Raw genomic sequence first — 15,678 nt, 5'->3', positions numbered from 1 at the left:
TACAGCAAGGAAGCGCTACTATGAGCACTAGCAATATTGATAACCCAACGGCAGAAGACATCAAAAGCTTGGCTGAACAAGGGTTAACGTTGCCATTAACTTACCATACATTAAAGCATTATTTGCCACATCGTTACCCATTTTTATTGGTAGATAAGATAGTTGCTTGTACACCAGGCGAATGTATCACGGGCATAAAAAACGTCACCATTAATGAAGAGTTTTTTAATGGGCATTTCCCTGATGAGCCTATCATGCCAGGCGTATTGATGGTTGAGTGCATGGCTCAGGTATCAGGTGTGCTTGGTTTTATTAGTGCAGGACTGACGGCAGAAGATGGCTATTTATACTTGTTCGCAGGGGTTGATAAAGTGCGCTTTAAGCGCCGTGTTATCCCTGGTGATCAGCTGATTATCCGCTCTAAAATTGTGATGCAAAAGCAGGGTATTTATAAGTTTGATTGTACTGTACATGTTGAAGATGAGCTTGCGGTTAGTGCGCAGATTATGATTGCCCGTCAGGAGCAATAAACCGCATTAGTCACTTTGAATAATGCATGAAACATCTAAACCATGATGTTAATGCTTATTTAATAGCATCATCTTATTTTTTAACAAAGGCAGCTTTAGGCTATTTAATTTCACTAAGCTGTCTGTATTTGTTTTACTAATTTAATTGCATTCGATGATACAAAGGCCTCTATTATGAGTCAGATCCATCCCACAGCACTCATCTCACCGTCTGCTACGATTGATAAAACCGCAACTATTGGCCCTTACTGTATTGTCGGTGATGAGGTTACGATTGGTGCACATACTGTATTGCATCGCCACGTGGTCGTCACTAGATTGACTCGTATCGGTGAATACAATCAGTTTTATCAATTTTCAAGCATTGGCGAAGACCCGCAAGACCTCAAATACGCGGGTGAGCGTACTTGGCTTGAGATTGGCGATCATAATACCATTCGAGAAGCCTGTAGCTTGCACCGTGGTACTGAGCAAGATGGTGGGTTGACAAAAATTGGCAGCCATAACTTGCTCATGGTTAACACTCATGTGGCTCATGATTGCTTGATTGGCGACCATAATGTATTGGCTAATAATGTCGGCGTCGCAGGTCACGTTACCATTGGCAATCATATTATTGTCGGTGGCAACTCAGGCATTCATCAGTTTTGTACAATTGATGATTATAGTTTGGTTGGTGGTGCAACTTTGGTCTTAAAAGATGTAGCGGCGTTTACCATGGTTTCAGGTAATCCTGCTAAGGCACATGGTCTTAATATTGAAGGTATGCGCCGTAAAGGCTGGTCTAAAGATAGCATCGACGTGCTGCGTCAAGCTTATCGTGTGGTATTCAGATCGGGTTTAACGACAGTGCAAGCACTTGAAGTATTGAAACAAGATCTGCTGCCAAAAGAGTCAAAAATTGAATTTTTAATCGATTCGCTACAGAAAAGTCGCCGCGGAGTCGTGCGCTAAATTCTGTTTTGATACATCGGTAGCTCATTTTAAATAGTTTTTACCATCAAAACTAAATGTTATAAATAGTAATCATAAATATAAAAAGCCATAACTAATAGTTATGGCTTTTTATATTTATGATTACTTGACTTTTTTAGTTGCTTAGCAGAAACTGAGCCTCTACAACAATGTAAACAATTCTTTCTTAATGTTGCTGGATGCATCACATTGATGCATAGAGTAAATAGTCAAATATTATGGACAGCTATTTATAATAATCAAGGATGATTATAAGCAATATTAATTGAAGCATGAGGAAGGAAAAATGGCTAGTAATAAACAAGATCATGCGCAGTGGAGCTCAAGTTTTGGCTTCGTACTTGCAGCAGTAGGCTCGGCAGTCGGCTTAGGGAATATCTGGAAATTCCCTTATATGGTAGGTGAGAGCGGTGGTTCAGCTTTTGTTATTGCCTATTTATTCTGTATTGCTTTGGTTGGTTTTCCTGTATTGGTCGCTGAGTGGCTCATTGGTCGCCGTGGTCAAAAGAATCCTATTAATACCTTTAAAGATGTTGCTGTTAGTGAAGGTAAGTCAAGTAGCTGGGGTATTGTCGGCGCAACCGGTATCTTAGGTGGTTTTTTAATTCTCTCTTTTTATAGTGTCATCGGTGGCTGGGCCCTGAACTATATCACTAAAGTTGGCACGGGCAGTTTTACTGGTCAAAACAGTGACTCTGTCGCTGCAACCTTTGATGGAATGCTAGCATCAGCAGGTACGCTAACGATTTGGCATACGGTATTTATGATCATCACTGCGCTCATCGTTGGTATTGGTGTGACGCGCGGTATTGAAAACGCTGCTAAAATCATGATGCCATTATTGGGTGTGATTTTATTTATCATTGTTGGTTATAACGTGATAAATGGTGGTTTTGGTGAAGCGGTTAATTACTTGTTTGCACCTGATTTGAGCAAGTTGACCGTTGATGTAATGCTAGCGGCATTGGGTCATGCTTTCTTTACCCTATCTATTGGTATGGGCATCATGGTGGCTTATGGTTCATACTTAGGTCGTGAAGTGAACTTACTAAAAACAGCTCGTACGGTTGTTATTTTAGATACAGTTATTGCCTTAGCAGCTGGTTTGGCCATTTTCCCAATCATCTTTAGCAATGGTCTTGATCCTGCATCAGGTCCTGGTTTGATTTTTGTCAGTCTACCGATTGCTTTTGGTAGCATGGCTGGTGGTACGATTATCGGTACCTTGTTCTTCTTATTGATTACCTTTGCTGCTGTGACATCGTCGATATCACTGCTAGAGCCAAGTGTTGAGTTCTTAGAAGAGCGTACATCGATGAACCGTACGATGTCTACCATTGCTGCAAGTACTGTGATTTGGCTATTGGGTATCGCTGCGCTATTGTCGTTTAACTTATGGAGCGACTTTACTATCATGGGTAATGGCATCTTTGATGCACTAGACAAACTTACCAGTAAGTTCTTATTACCGCTAACCGGTCTTGCAGGCATTATCTTCTTTGCTTGGAGAATGGACCAACGTAGCATTCAGCAAGAGCTTAATTTATCAAACGGTACTTGGCAGATTTGGCAAATCGTTACTAAATTTGTAGCGCCAATCGCGGTCATCGTGGTATTTGTGGCTGCATTGGTAGGCTAATCATTTATTCTTGATATGTATCCTGTTGATAGTTAGCTTATCAAAATTTAGTGAACAAAAAAGGCTTAAGATGAATCTTAAGCCTTTTTTGTATTTTATATATGAATAGCTAATGTCAAATTACCATTACTATTAACTCAAATTCAGCTCTGGCACCGTCTGTCCGCGTTTGCTATAAAATTCATTCACGAACTCATCAAATTTATCTTGTTCGATGGCATCTCTGATATTTTGCATCAAACGTTGATAGTAACGTAAGTTATGAATCGTCGCTAACTGCGCGCCAAGCATCTCTTTGCATTTATTCAAATGCGATAAATAAGCACGACTAAAATTCTGGCAAGTATAGCAATCGCATTCAGGGTCTAATGGACCTTCATCGGTGCGGTATTGGCTGTTGCGTATACGTACCACGCCCGCATTGTCGGCGTCGCCTGTGACAAAATAATGACCATTACGCGCATTCCGGGTTGGCATGACACAATCGAACATATCGACACCGCGGCGTACTCCTTCAACGAGGTCTTCAGGCTTACCGACACCCATCAGATAGCGCGGCTTATCGGCAGGCATGTCATCTGCGATATAATCTAGGACGTCTATCATCTCTTCTTTTGGCTCACCAACAGACAAACCGCCAATGGCATAGCCATCAAAGCCAATTTCAAGCAAGCCTTCTAGTGATTGCTTGCGTAAATCAGCGTACATACTGCCTTGAATGATGCCAAATAACGCATTGGTACTGCCAAGCTTTTTATGCTCATCAACGCAGCGTTGTCCCCAACGTAGTGACAACTCTAAAGACTTTTTAGCTTCATCGTGAGTGGCAGGATAGGGCGTACACTCATCAAACTGCATCACGATATCTGAATTCAAGCTATATTGAATCTGCATCGATTTTTCTGGTGATAAAAAGACCTTAGCACCATCGATAGGTGATTTAAAAGTCACACCTTCTTCAGTGATCTTACGCATCGCGCCAAGACTGAATACCTGAAATCCGCCAGAGTCAGTCAAAATAGGCTTATCCCAATGCATGAATTTATGTAAGCCACCGAATTTATCAATAATATCGGTACCAGGGCGTAACCATAAATGAAAAGTATTGCCCAAGATGATATCTGCGCCAATTGCTTCGATATCACGTGGTAGCATACCTTTAACGGTACCGTAAGTACCTACTGGCATAAAGGCTGGCGTTTGTACGTCGCCATGATTGAGATGGACTGTACCACGGCGTGCGCGAGTGACGCCACTGGCCGTTTTATGTAAGACAAATTGCATAAGATAACCGCTATATGAGCTATGAAAATAGTGCTAATTATAGCATTGTTAGGCTTTTTTTGGTTATTGATGTTTATCTGATCTGGATTTCACAGGGTGTTTTTAGTCGACTATAACTAAAAGCTACAGACATCGTGATCAAGTCATTGCTAAAGTAGAGAACAGACCAAAACCCAAGTATTAATACCTTATATGCTTTTGGACAATGGAGATAAGTCATGACCAAAAGAAATTACTTAATGAGCAGCTTATTGTTAAGTAGCTTATTATCGATATCAGGAGCAGCTATGGCTACCGAAGAGCCGAAATATACTGTCTTGTCGCAAACTGAAAATTTTGAATTGCGTCGTTATGATGAGCAATTGGTGGCGCAAACTTGGGTTTCTGGTGATCAAAATATGGCCAGTCGTGCAGGGTTTAAGGTGTTAGCAGATTATATATTTGGTAACAATACTGCGCCAAGTGGCGAGAGTAGCAAAATCAGCATGACTGCCCCTGTGACGATGCAATCTGAAAATAAAAATACCAGTGATGAGTCGCAAAAAATAGCCATGACAGCGCCAGTGAGTATGCAACAAAACGATGGAAAGTGGCGTGTGCAATTTATTATGCCAAGCCAATACACGCTGCAAACGCTACCGAAACCAAATAATTTAAATATTGAAATTGTGAAAGTACCCGCTAAGACTTACGGTGTTATTAAGTTTTCAGGGCTTGCTGGCAGTGAAAAGGCGGCTGCGAAAACGGCAGAATTACAGTTTTGGATGCAGGCGCAAAAATTAAAGATGAAAGGTGAACCCGAATTAGCACGTTACAATCCACCATGGACACTGCCATTTATGCGCCGCAATGAAGTCATGATTGCTTATCAGCAAAAATAACTCATAAAAAAAGACAGCAATCGCTGTCTTTTTTTATCCGAATTCAGAATATTAGCTTTAGCTATTTTGCTCACGAATGATGTTTAGCATACGGCGTAATGGCTCAGCCGCGCCCCATAACAGTTGGTCACCCACGGTGAATGCGCCTAAATACTCAGGCCCCATATTAAGCTTACGCAGGCGACCTAGTGCAACCGTTAAGGTGCCGGTTACTGCAACAGGTGTTAAGCGGTTCATAGTGGCTTCTTTATTGTCTTCAACCACGTCTAACCACTGATTACCGCTATTCTTCAGTGCTGCTTCGATCTCTTCTAATGGAATGTCTTTTTTGAGCTTAATCGTTAAGCCTTGTGCATGACAGCGCATCGCCCCAACGCGAACACACATACCATCGATAGCAATCTTATCTGCTTCAGAGTTACCAAGGATCTTATTGGTTTCAACACCACCTTTCCATTCTTCACGAGACTGCTTATTCTCTAACTGTGAGTCGATATAAGGAATCAAGCTACCAGCTAATGGCACGCCAAAGTATTGTTTAGGAAAATCGTCTGAGCGTTGAGTCTGAGCTATTTTTTTATCAATCTCAAGAATGGCGCTAGCAGGATTGGCAAGCTCATCTTTAACAGCATCACGTAATACACCCATGCCTTCAATAAGCTCACGCATGTTGTTAGCACCAGAACCACTAGCGGCTTGATAAGTCATGGCGCTGACCCATTCTACCCAGCCTTTATTAAATAGCTCACCAATTGCCATCAGCATCAGTGACACAGTACAGTTGCCACCGATAAAGTCTTTTTTACCCTCAGCGAGTGCATTATCGATAACAACTCGATTAACCGGATCAAGAATGATGATGCTGTCATTTTCCATGCGTAAGGTGCTTGCCGCATCAATCCAATAACCAGCCCAACGACTATCCCGCAGTGGTTGATGTACTTTTGAGGTATAGTCGCCACCTTGGCAGGTAATAATCACATCACAAGCGGTAAGGGCGTCAATATCATGAGCATCTTGTAGTTGGCTGGTCTTAATACCATCAAAACTTGGCGCATCACCGCCTGCATTACTGGTTGAAAAAAATACTGGCGTAATACCTTCGAAATCTTTTTCTTCCATCATACGTTGTAACAATACTGACCCGACCATACCGCGCCAGCCTACCAAACCTACTGTTAAATCACTCATCAAACTCAATCCTTTTTTACAATAAATTGTTGCATCGCCAACCAATAACAATGCCGTGAATAGCTCCAAAAAGCAAGGTTTTTTGATGGGTTTCGCGGGTTTTACTAGCACTATTAACTATGATAGTTATAACTTTGAGTTATGGTCATTCTTCTAGCTCTGCTAATGAATTAGAAATGATATTCATCATGAGTGAAATATCGACTTTGATAACAGAATAAGCACAGACGTAAGCCTGATCTTTGTAATGTTTTATAGTATCTATTAGGTAATTAGTGTTCAATAGTAGGCGCAGGTTGTCTGGAATGCTAAAGTAAGCCCTTATATATAATGCTTACCTTAAGCACTTTTCGTTTTTATGTTTTTTATTTAAATATTTTTATATGCATTTTATTAAGAGAATTTATCGTTTAGCTATTATAGACGCTAAGCCATAATAATAACGAACGTAATCAACGGTGTAACTGTTGATTTGATAAATGGTCGATACACATGATGGATTTCTCCTTTCTATATTACGGTGCGCAAGGACTGGCAGGGCTCGTCGCATTTATCACTATTTGGGGATGGCTACCACTTGATAATTGGTGGGTACGCGGTGTGGATTTCCCTCGTATTCAAATCATGATACTTGGTATCATTGCTTGGCTTGGCATGGTGATATTTGGACCTCAGTGGCAGCTAGAACAATGGCTGTTATTTGCGGCTTTGAGTATTACGTTAGCCTTTCAGCTCAGAATGGTATTGCCCTATACTCTGCTATGGAAGAAAGAAGTACAAAATGCCAAAGATAAACCGGATGTTGAGGAATATCAGTTAAAAATCATGGTTTCAAATGTGTTGACCACCAATGATGATACTTATAAATTGGTTGAGTTAGTACAACAGAAACAACCTGATATCTTAATTACTTTAGAAAGTGATGAAAAATGGGAAAAAGCGCTTAATCAAGTTGAGTCTGATTACCCTTATACAGTAAAAGTGCCTTTAGATAATTTATATGGTATGCATCTTTATTCTAAGCTTGAGCTGATAGACCCTGAAATTAAATATTTGATCATTGATGATATACCTTCTATTCACACTCAGATACAGTTGCAAGGTGGGCGCGTCATTTGGCTTTATTGCTTGCATCCTATGCCCCCCAGTCCAACAGAAGCTGATAAATCTACGACCCGTGATGCTGAGCTATTGATGGTTGGCAAGCATATTAAAGACAATAAGCAAACGGCCATATTGGCAGGTGATCTTAATGACGTTGCTTGGTCACAGACCACACGTCGTTTTCAACGTATTTCAGGGCTGCTAGATCCCCGTATCGGACGACATTTTATCAATACTTTTCATGTTAACTATCCGTTTTTACGTTGGGCATTGGATCATCTTTTCCATAGTGCTTGCTTCACAGTGATTGATATTGAACGTTTACCTTCGATTGGCTCTGACCACTTTCCTGTGATGACAACGTTGCAATATGAGCCAGAAGAGGAGAGTAATCAAAAAGGAAATGCTCCTACAGCACAAGCAGCCGACTTTAAAGAGGCGGAAAATAAGATCGAAGCAGGCAAAAAAGAAGGTTGCAAGGTGTCTAAAGAGCATGAAGAATCGGAATAGAAGTGAGATTCAAAAGAATCCTAGTAAGCAAAGGACACCTACTAGCTAAACAATTCAGACGTAAGCAAATGCTTACGTTAAATAAGGTCTTTAGCCTCTAGTCGCTGCACATCAATTGTCTTAGAATACATCCATCAACACAAGGATACGCAAGGATGTAGTGTTGAGACAGTATCAATAATAGGACAGGACAGCCCACTGTCTCATGGATTACTGTTTATGACTTAGGATGAGTCAACACGGAAGAAATAACAATAATAATATGAAAAACCATAGCCCCAAACCAATCGCCCTAGGTTCGGGGCTTTTCTTTGTGCTTAAGCTGTTGATTTATATATTTTTACTCGTCTTTTTTATGCTTGAGAATTTATGTATCTGCTATTATTTTCAATTAAATAACAAATCAAAAAGCATAAAAAAAGGATATACGCACTGGCCTATACCCGTTTTTATAAAATACTTTGACTGATTATTTAGTTCACTTGATCATTAACCAAGCACTTGGATATAAGCGCCAGCACGTAGCTCTTGTAGCCAGTCTTCTTTGGCTTGTGGTGCTAGGCGTTGATATAGAGTTTGACGTGCCATAGTGCGACGATACTCATCGCTGACATCTTGTTGACGCTTACCTTCAACTTTCAGTATGTGCCAACCAAATTGCGTTTTAAACGGGGCAGAATAGTCACCGACAGCTGTGTTTTTCATCATTGCTTCAAACGGAGCAATCATTTGATCTTCACCAACCCAATCTAAATCGCCGCCGCGCCCTGCTGAACCAGGATCGTCTGAATACGTTGACGCTAGACTATCAAAAGCAGCACCATTACGTAGCTGACTATATAGGTCATTAATTTTTTGCTCAGCAAGAGCATCTGTTTGTAGCTCATCAACTTTAACCAAGATATGACGAGTGTTCCACTGAGGAACAAGCATGGTATCACTGGCTTTTTTATTGGCAAGCTTAATAATATCGATACCTTCAGGGGTGACTAAAGGCGCACTCACAGCGCCAACCTCAAGTTTGGTAATCTCGCTCGATAGCTCAGTTGGCAGGGCAGCGGCTTTATGAAAGCCCATATCACCACCTTGTAATGGGATAGGGTAGCTGCCTTGACTGGCTGCAATCGCTTCAGCGACATTGACATTTGGCACAAGAAGGCGTGTACGTAACTTTTGTGCCACTTTTAAGGCGTCATTACGCTGTGCTTCTGATAGGCGACTATAGTCATCCATATATGGAACACGGACATGGACTGTCTGATACTCACTTTGGTTCAAGCGTTTGGCTTCAGGTGATGCCAAAAATGCATCGATATCCTGTTCGCTAATACGCACACGATTGGTGATTTGACGCTGTTGTAAGGCTTGAATCGCGGCATCTTCAATCAACTGCGTGCGCAAAGTCGCATAGCTGCCCGATTGCGCTGAGTCTAAACGCTGTTGTAAAGCGGCGATGCTATTTAAACCTTCTACTTTTGCTATTTGTTCTAAGCGCTTATTGATAGACGCTTCATCGGGATTTAAACCAACACGTTTGATCAAGGATAGCTGTAGTTCGCGCAAAATAAGCGCGTTTAATACTTCTGACTGTAACTGTGCTGAATTGGCAATAGGTTCACCCGCAGCTTTTGCACGTGCCTGTGTCTGAGCAATGGCAGCAATGAGATCACTTTTTAAAATCGCATTTTCATTCACCAATGCAATGATGCCATCTGTACTATTGGCAGGCGTTAAACGAGCCACGTTGTTTTTTTGAGTCGTCGTCGCTTGCGCTTTTGCAGAGTTCACCGTTGCTGCTTGGGCACTAACGCTCATACCAAGAGCAGTCATTAAGCCCATCGATAGGAATACTGCTTGGCTTGTCTGGCGTAAAGAAAAAAATCTCATGATGCTCCTCATCAATGTCATTGCATCGGATGGTAATCGGTTAAATCCACTCGCCACAATTTTAGCATCAAATAATGTTAATACTAAAATAGTGGCTAGGGTTGTTTATAATAGAATGCAAACCAGTTTATACCATACATACTAGGCTATAAATTAGGCTTGTCTCTTATCATGTTATTAGTCTTTCCATGCATTTTGAACAGGTTCAAAGCCTAATACTTTATCAGAAAGTAAGCGTGTCAAACGGCTACTACCACTGCCAAGACCACTTAATCTCACTTCTGCCATAATCGCTTGTGTGGGTTTTTCAGCAATATTCAAGTCATTATAGTAACGACGACCATAAACCGCAAAGCCAAAACAGCAATCTTCATAATCGATCCCAATCAATGAATCGAGCATTTGGTTGCGATTATAGTCGTATTGACCTTGAGCCAGTAGACGCCAGTTATTATTGATTGGGAAAACTGCTGACGCTGTTAATGCAGACAGTGGTAACTGGTTGGTATTTTCATCACGTTGACGTTTGATAAAGCCTACATTAAATAAGCTATTATCAGATGGCTGATAACGTAACTCAGTAGTAATATAATTTAAATCGTAGCTATTGGTCAGCGCGCCACTCACATCGACCCAGACATTATTATAAGGCTGTGTGCTGGTATCCCAAACTAGCCCTGAAGAGGATGAGGTAAAGACAGGTTTTGTATTATCAAGCGTAACGCGTCCATCATCGAGATAAAATTGTTCACCAATGCTACCATCAAAACGTGTCACGCCCGTTGCATCGATGTAACGATAGTTAATACCTGGGGTAAAAGCATGTAAATCTTGTAAGCGATCATGCCCTAAAAACCAGCTGTCTGAGAATAACTGCTCATAGTTAATAGAGGCAATACGAGTATTAAAGTTTGGAATATCGTTTTGGTCTTTATAAGGCGAGTAAGTATATTTCAGGCGTGGGCTAAGTAAGCGATAGCCACCTAACGTGTCATCAAATGCGCCAAACGGTGAGCCGGCTTGATAAAAATGTAAACCTGCATCAATACTGGCTTGCGGGACAAACACTGACTGGCTACCATTATCTTTATCCAATGAATTGTCAACTAAGCTGTCTTCATCATAAGTGGTAAACAGATGTTGTAAGCTTAACTTTGGCTTGATATAACCCCATGAGTTTTCCATAGGATAAGATGCACTGAGTTTATTATAAAAACGTGTGCCACTTTTTTCATTCTCAGAACCATCATCGATGGATTTTTTAAAATAAGCGGAGTCACTGACGCCAGTGATATCAAAATGCTTTGCCCAAGGTAGACGGTAATCAAGTTTGAGCTGCGGTAGGCGCGAGTAAGGTTTGTCTTTATCTTGCAACATCTGCCCATTGTTATTCAACGCATCAAGCGTTTGGAAGGTTTCTACTTTTAGCTCGCCGTCGACATAATCGTTATAATAATTCAGCTGCGCTCGGCGCGGCAAGTTTAAGGTGTTGTCTGATAAACCTAGCGTATCAAAATCATTAAGGTAGTCGGCATCAGATACGTAGCTGTATTTGGCCTCACCGCTTAGGCGTGGAATGCTGGTAGATGACCAATAATGATCATAGAACAAACTGCGGCGGTCTTCGCCATCGTATTCTTTATCATTAGGCAAGTACGAACCATTAAAGATACCCTCGCCATAATTTTCTGTTAAATAACGAAACTCTCCAGATAGCATAGGATTACGAGTGGTATAAATATGCGTGCTTAGCGTGGCATCATAGTTGGGAGCTAGGTTGAAATAATAAGGCACATCAATTTCAAGTCCGTTTTCGCTACTGATACTTGCATTAGGCAATAAGAAGCCACTACCGCGTCGACTGTCTATTGGAAAGTTAAAATAGGGCAGATAAAATACGGGCACATCAGCAATACGGAAGGTGGTATTGTAAGCTTCACCGCGTCCTGTCTCAGTGTCTAAATCTATGCTTTTGGCATCAAATTGCCACTTACGATTGGTCGGAGGGCAGGTGCTATACATGACCTCATCCAATTCATATTGGCTCTCATTCGGTCGGTTTAACCGCTTGGCATAACCATGTGCTTGTAGCTCAACACTGGCAAAGGCAACATTTGTAGCAGTAGATTGCCCTGTTTCAGTATTATAATTCAAATTGTCAGCGACACCAATGAGACCACCTTGTGTTGCTTTATCAGTAAGGCTAGTTTTACCATTTTGCTGAGTGCGGTCTTGTGCACCATTTACAGAGACATTGCCAGTAGCTTGGTCAGTAAACATCACTTTACCTTGCGCCGCTGCTACCCCGTTGCTTAAGTCCAATACGATTTTTTCAGCCTCAATATGCTGAGTCCCTTGGTCAATGATGACATTACCTGATAGTTCGGCATAATCGACATTATCATAGTAGCCATAATCTGACTCTGCAAATAGTGGCGCTTGATTGTTGGGCAGACCATTTAAATTGGGTGCTGGTTGACCATTACTGGCGCCTGCTTCATTAATAGCCCGTTGATAGTTAGGGTTTTTCTTAGGATAAACCCATTGTCCTTCACAGCGCGCCGCACTATCGACGGTATGTGGCAGCAAGCGCAGATTGCTACCTACGGTTGGGATATTAGTCGTTACAGGCGTCAAACTGTTTTGAATATTATTTTGTTCGTCGTTTACGCTAGTGCCTGTAGTATTGTTTGATGTTGCAATATTCGTATCTGGTGTCAGCTCATAAAATTCTGCTAAACGTTTAAGGCTTTCTTGAATACTCTCATCATTGGTATCAATTCGACGATTACCAGCTTTTGCTGCGTTGCTTGTATTTACTGGGGCAACGCGGCTATCTTGGCTCGTCTTGGTACGATCATTAATCGCAGTGATATTATTGTTATTTACAGCCGCGTCATTACCTAGAGTAGCATCACTACTCAAACTGGCTTTTTTATAGGCTGCTGCCTGCTGACTGTCGCTTTGATAGCTGATGTCTTGATTGTTGATTTCATTATTAAAACCAGCATCAGTTGCTACGTCATCGGCATACTGGTTTGAGCTATCAGTCACCAATGGCTCAGGCATCATCGAGTCAGTCTGATTGATAGCGGCACTAACGGTCAAGCTCGATAAGCCCAGCGCGCCAAATAAAATCAAACGGATGCTTTGGTAAAGCGGAGAATATAACAAGGGCACACCTATGATTTGTAGAGCCTATTGAATTGCAATATATCGTCTATCAAGTCTGTTTTAGACAGCTACAGCGCTTTATAAACGAATAATAAATAATATAATCTTAAAAGTCGGGACGTTTTACATATAATGACGACTAATCATAGTCAAAAAAAACCAAATCAGCTACACTATTTATCAAATTATCAAAGTTTATTAGATAGCCATGCTATTTTTAAGACAACAGCGACTGTGCAATAAGCGCTCACTATTTTAGCAAGTATTTGTCCTACTTATCACTCATTTAGTCATTTACGACTTATATTTAACCTGCGATGCTTTTTATGACCGAAAAAACTATTACCGACGAACGAATATTGGAACTTGCGATACCTGCCATTAATACGCGCCAAGAGTCATTAGAGTGCTGGTTAAAGCAAGTGTTCGAGAATCAAACCTTTACCCTTGAGAGCTTACCTGGTGATGCCAGTGCTCGCCGTTATCACCGTATTCAGCTAGTAGCTGGTGGTACAGATGATACGACAAAAATAGCGCGTTATATTGTCATGGATTCGGCTGATGAGCAAGACGCGATGCAGCAGTTTATTAATGTGGCAGCACTCATGTCGCAAGCCATCAATGTGCCGACGCTGATCGCGCAAGATGTGACAAAAGGCTTTTTAGTCTTGCAAGATTTTGGCGCGGTAGAGTTCGCTCATTTATTGGTTGGTGCTACGCCTGCACAAGTAAATGACTACTATCAATCAGCGATGCAGACACTGGTTGCGTTGCAACAGATACCGGTAGAGACAGCAAAGTCTCAACATCAATTGCCTGATTATGATGCCGCAATGCTAACCCGTGAAATGGACTTATTTAGCGACTGGTTTATTCCACATATCGGCGTGACACTTGATACGTCATTATGGGAAAACCTAAAATCAGCCTTGATAGAAGAGATTCTATTACAACCGCAAGTCATCGTCCATCGTGATTATCATAGCCGCAATTTGATGCAGGATCAGGCGGATAACACGCGATTAGGGGTGATTGACTTTCAAGATGCCGTGATTGGCACGCATAGCTATGATTTGGTATCATTGCTGCGTGATGCCTATGTCGAATGGTCGGAAGCACAAGTAACGCAGTGGATTTATGATTTTTGGCAATTGCAAAAACGAGCAGGGCTGTTAACAGCAGACAGTGCTGAGCAACTTGAGAATCAGGTCAATATCATGGGCGTACAGCGGCACCTAAAAGTGCTTGGTATTTTTATCCGGCTTTATGAGCGCGATGGTAAAAGTCGTTATTTAGCGGATATTCCTAAAGTCATGCGTGATTTTCTCTTTGAATTAGAATGGTTAAGTACAAAAGGCAGTGCGCGTCTGCAACAAGTCGTTTTGCCATTTAATCAATGGATAATGGATACAGGATTGCCTGCTTATCAAACCAAATTTGTGCAGCAATATATTTAACGCTCATATATTTAATGTCAATGTATTCAAAGCTATTGATCATCAGTCGCCTCGTATAAATTTCGCCAAGAATAAGGATTATCTATGTCGGTAATAACGCAAGCCATGATTTTGGCAGCCGGTAAGGGTACGCGTCTGCGTCCATTAACCTTAGAGACACCAAAGCCGTTAGTGGAAGTAGGTGGGCAGCCACTTATTATTTGGCATATTAAAGCGCTACAAGCCGCTGGTATTACTGATATTACGATTAATGCCTCTTGGCTGGCTGATAAGTTAATGGATACGCTTGGCGATGGCACGCGGTTTGGCGTACAGTTGCATTGGTCACTTGAAGCTGACGCGCCATTAGAGACAGCAGGTGGTATTTTTAAAGCGCTACAAACTAGAAAGTTAAAAAATGAACCATTTATCTTAGTCAACTCTGACGTATGGACGACGTTTGATTTTAGTCAGTTGGTCACGTATGAGCTAAGCGCAGACCAGCGCGCCCATTTATTGTTGATTGATAATCCTGAACATAATGAGGGTGGCGACTTTGCTATTAATAATGGTTTGGCATGCGAGCAGGCCATTGGTGACGCCGATAAATATACTTTTGCTGGCATCAGTGTGGTGTCGCCACGATTGGTTGATGGCTTGGTATCAGGTCAATCTGCTGCCCTTGGACCCTTACTTAGACAAGCAATGATAAAATTCCAAGTAACGGCTGAGATCATGCCTGATAATTGGATAGATGTTGGTACGCCTGAACGCCTAGAGCAGGTAAATACCTTTATAGAGAATAAAGGTGTAAGCGAACATTGCGGTGCTTAATTTATAATATCCAGTAGTAATAGGCTATAAAAAACCGCAGCGCTAATCATTGATTAGGGCTGCGGTTTTTTATGAATAGCGAATGGGATAACTATTTATATTATACGTTATACGCCCATTGCCAATTTAATCAGCTGGGCAATGGTAAAAATCGTCAGAAAACCTGCGATATATAAACCAATAAACCATGCCCACTGAGATTGTTTTTTACTAAGATTTTTCATGATATTCTC

General features: G+C 41.4%; 12 protein-coding genes. 7 read left to right on the top strand and 5 right to left on the bottom strand.

Annotated features, from left to right (window positions below; genetic code table 11):
* Positions 1-20 precede the first annotated feature (20 nt).
* The 3 genes from fabZ to M0221_RS08270 all read left to right on the top strand — a co-directional run bounded on the left by fabZ (position 21) and on the right by M0221_RS08270 (position 3,144).
* On the top strand, positions 21-530 hold the full coding sequence (fabZ, locus tag M0221_RS08280; RefSeq protein WP_011280792.1) for a 3-hydroxyacyl-ACP dehydratase FabZ: 510 nt from the start codon (positions 21-23) through the stop codon (positions 528-530).
* Between the two features lie 174 nt (positions 531-704).
* Positions 705-1,484, top strand: a complete 780-nt coding sequence (gene lpxA / locus M0221_RS08275; protein ID WP_149409602.1) for an acyl-ACP--UDP-N-acetylglucosamine O-acyltransferase — start codon at positions 705-707, stop codon at positions 1,482-1,484.
* Between the two features lie 307 nt (positions 1,485-1,791).
* Positions 1,792-3,144, top strand: coding sequence for a sodium-dependent transporter (locus tag M0221_RS08270; RefSeq protein ID WP_483283515.1), 1,353 nt, complete (start codon positions 1,792-1,794; stop codon positions 3,142-3,144).
* 132 nt (positions 3,145-3,276) lie between these two features.
* Here M0221_RS08270 and tgt read toward each other — a convergent pair whose 3' ends face one another.
* Positions 3,277-4,428: a tRNA guanosine(34) transglycosylase Tgt gene (gene tgt / locus M0221_RS08265; RefSeq protein WP_483283514.1), complete on the bottom strand. Its 1,152-nt coding sequence runs from the start codon at positions 4,426-4,428 to the stop codon at positions 3,277-3,279.
* Positions 4,429-4,646: 218 nt separating this feature from the next.
* On the opposite strand from tgt, the gene M0221_RS08260 reads away from it, so the two are divergent.
* Positions 4,647-5,309, top strand: coding sequence for an SOUL family heme-binding protein (locus tag M0221_RS08260; protein ID WP_483283513.1), 663 nt, complete (start codon positions 4,647-4,649; stop codon positions 5,307-5,309).
* A gap of 57 nt (positions 5,310-5,366) precedes the next feature.
* On the opposite strand, the gene asd is transcribed toward M0221_RS08260, so the two are convergent.
* A complete protein-coding gene (asd, locus tag M0221_RS08255) occupies positions 5,367-6,500 on the bottom strand; it encodes an aspartate-semialdehyde dehydrogenase (RefSeq protein ID WP_483283512.1) in 1,134 nt (377 codons plus the stop codon).
* Positions 6,501-6,992: 492 nt separating this feature from the next.
* Between asd and M0221_RS08250 the strand changes: the two genes are divergently transcribed.
* Entirely contained in the window at positions 6,993-8,114 is a 1,122-nt protein-coding gene (locus M0221_RS08250) for an endonuclease/exonuclease/phosphatase family protein (protein ID WP_483283511.1), read from the top strand.
* Positions 8,115-8,603: 489 nt separating this feature from the next.
* Here M0221_RS08250 and M0221_RS08245 read toward each other — a convergent pair whose 3' ends face one another.
* Entirely contained in the window at positions 8,604-10,001 is a 1,398-nt protein-coding gene (locus tag M0221_RS08245) for a peptidylprolyl isomerase (protein WP_483283510.1), read from the bottom strand.
* A gap of 177 nt (positions 10,002-10,178) precedes the next feature.
* Positions 10,179-13,175, bottom strand: coding sequence for an LPS-assembly protein LptD (locus M0221_RS08240; protein WP_483283509.1), 2,997 nt, complete (start codon positions 13,173-13,175; stop codon positions 10,179-10,181).
* Between the two features lie 317 nt (positions 13,176-13,492).
* On the opposite strand from M0221_RS08240, the gene M0221_RS08235 reads away from it, so the two are divergent.
* Positions 13,493-14,632 (top strand): aminoglycoside phosphotransferase family protein, encoded by a 1,140-nt coding sequence (locus tag M0221_RS08235; protein ID WP_483283508.1) that lies wholly within the window; start codon positions 13,493-13,495, stop codon positions 14,630-14,632.
* Positions 14,633-14,716: 84 nt separating this feature from the next.
* Positions 14,717-15,445, top strand: a complete 729-nt coding sequence (murU, locus tag M0221_RS08230) for an N-acetylmuramate alpha-1-phosphate uridylyltransferase MurU (protein ID WP_483283507.1) — start codon at positions 14,717-14,719, stop codon at positions 15,443-15,445.
* 107 nt (positions 15,446-15,552) lie between these two features.
* Here the strand turns inward: murU and M0221_RS08225 are convergent, their stop codons facing one another.
* The gene (locus M0221_RS08225) at positions 15,553-15,669 is read right to left on the bottom strand and encodes a hypothetical protein (RefSeq protein ID WP_020443792.1); all 117 of its coding nucleotides are present in this window, start codon (positions 15,667-15,669) and stop codon (positions 15,553-15,555) included.
* Positions 15,670-15,678 lie beyond the last annotated feature (9 nt).

It is taken from the genome of Psychrobacter sp. ANT206, assembly GCF_056880555.1.
This window is presented reverse-complemented; position numbering and strand designations above follow the sequence as displayed.

What these genes read in the sequence shown, in the direction of transcription:
- fabZ (WP_011280792.1), top strand. Translation starts at nt 21, where the DNA reads ATGAGCACTAGCAATATTGATAACCCAACGGCAGAAGACATCAAAAGC.
- lpxA (WP_149409602.1), top strand. Translation starts at nt 705, where the DNA reads ATGAGTCAGATCCATCCCACAGCACTCATCTCACCGTCTGCTACGATT.
- M0221_RS08270 (WP_483283515.1), top strand. Translation starts at nt 1,792, where the DNA reads ATGGCTAGTAATAAACAAGATCATGCGCAGTGGAGCTCAAGTTTTGGC.
- tgt (WP_483283514.1), bottom strand. Translation starts at nt 4,428, where the DNA reads ATGCAATTTGTCTTACATAAAACGGCCAGTGGCGTCACTCGCGCACGC.
- M0221_RS08260 (WP_483283513.1), top strand. Translation starts at nt 4,647, where the DNA reads ATGACCAAAAGAAATTACTTAATGAGCAGCTTATTGTTAAGTAGCTTA.
- asd (WP_483283512.1), bottom strand. Translation starts at nt 6,500, where the DNA reads ATGAGTGATTTAACAGTAGGTTTGGTAGGCTGGCGCGGTATGGTCGGG.
- M0221_RS08250 (WP_483283511.1), top strand. Translation starts at nt 6,993, where the DNA reads ATGATGGATTTCTCCTTTCTATATTACGGTGCGCAAGGACTGGCAGGG.
- M0221_RS08245 (WP_483283510.1), bottom strand. Translation starts at nt 10,001, where the DNA reads ATGAGATTTTTTTCTTTACGCCAGACAAGCCAAGCAGTATTCCTATCG.
- M0221_RS08235 (WP_483283508.1), top strand. Translation starts at nt 13,493, where the DNA reads ATGCTTTTTATGACCGAAAAAACTATTACCGACGAACGAATATTGGAA.
- murU (WP_483283507.1), top strand. Translation starts at nt 14,717, where the DNA reads ATGTCGGTAATAACGCAAGCCATGATTTTGGCAGCCGGTAAGGGTACG.
- M0221_RS08225 (WP_020443792.1), bottom strand. Translation starts at nt 15,669, where the DNA reads ATGAAAAATCTTAGTAAAAAACAATCTCAGTGGGCATGGTTTATTGGT.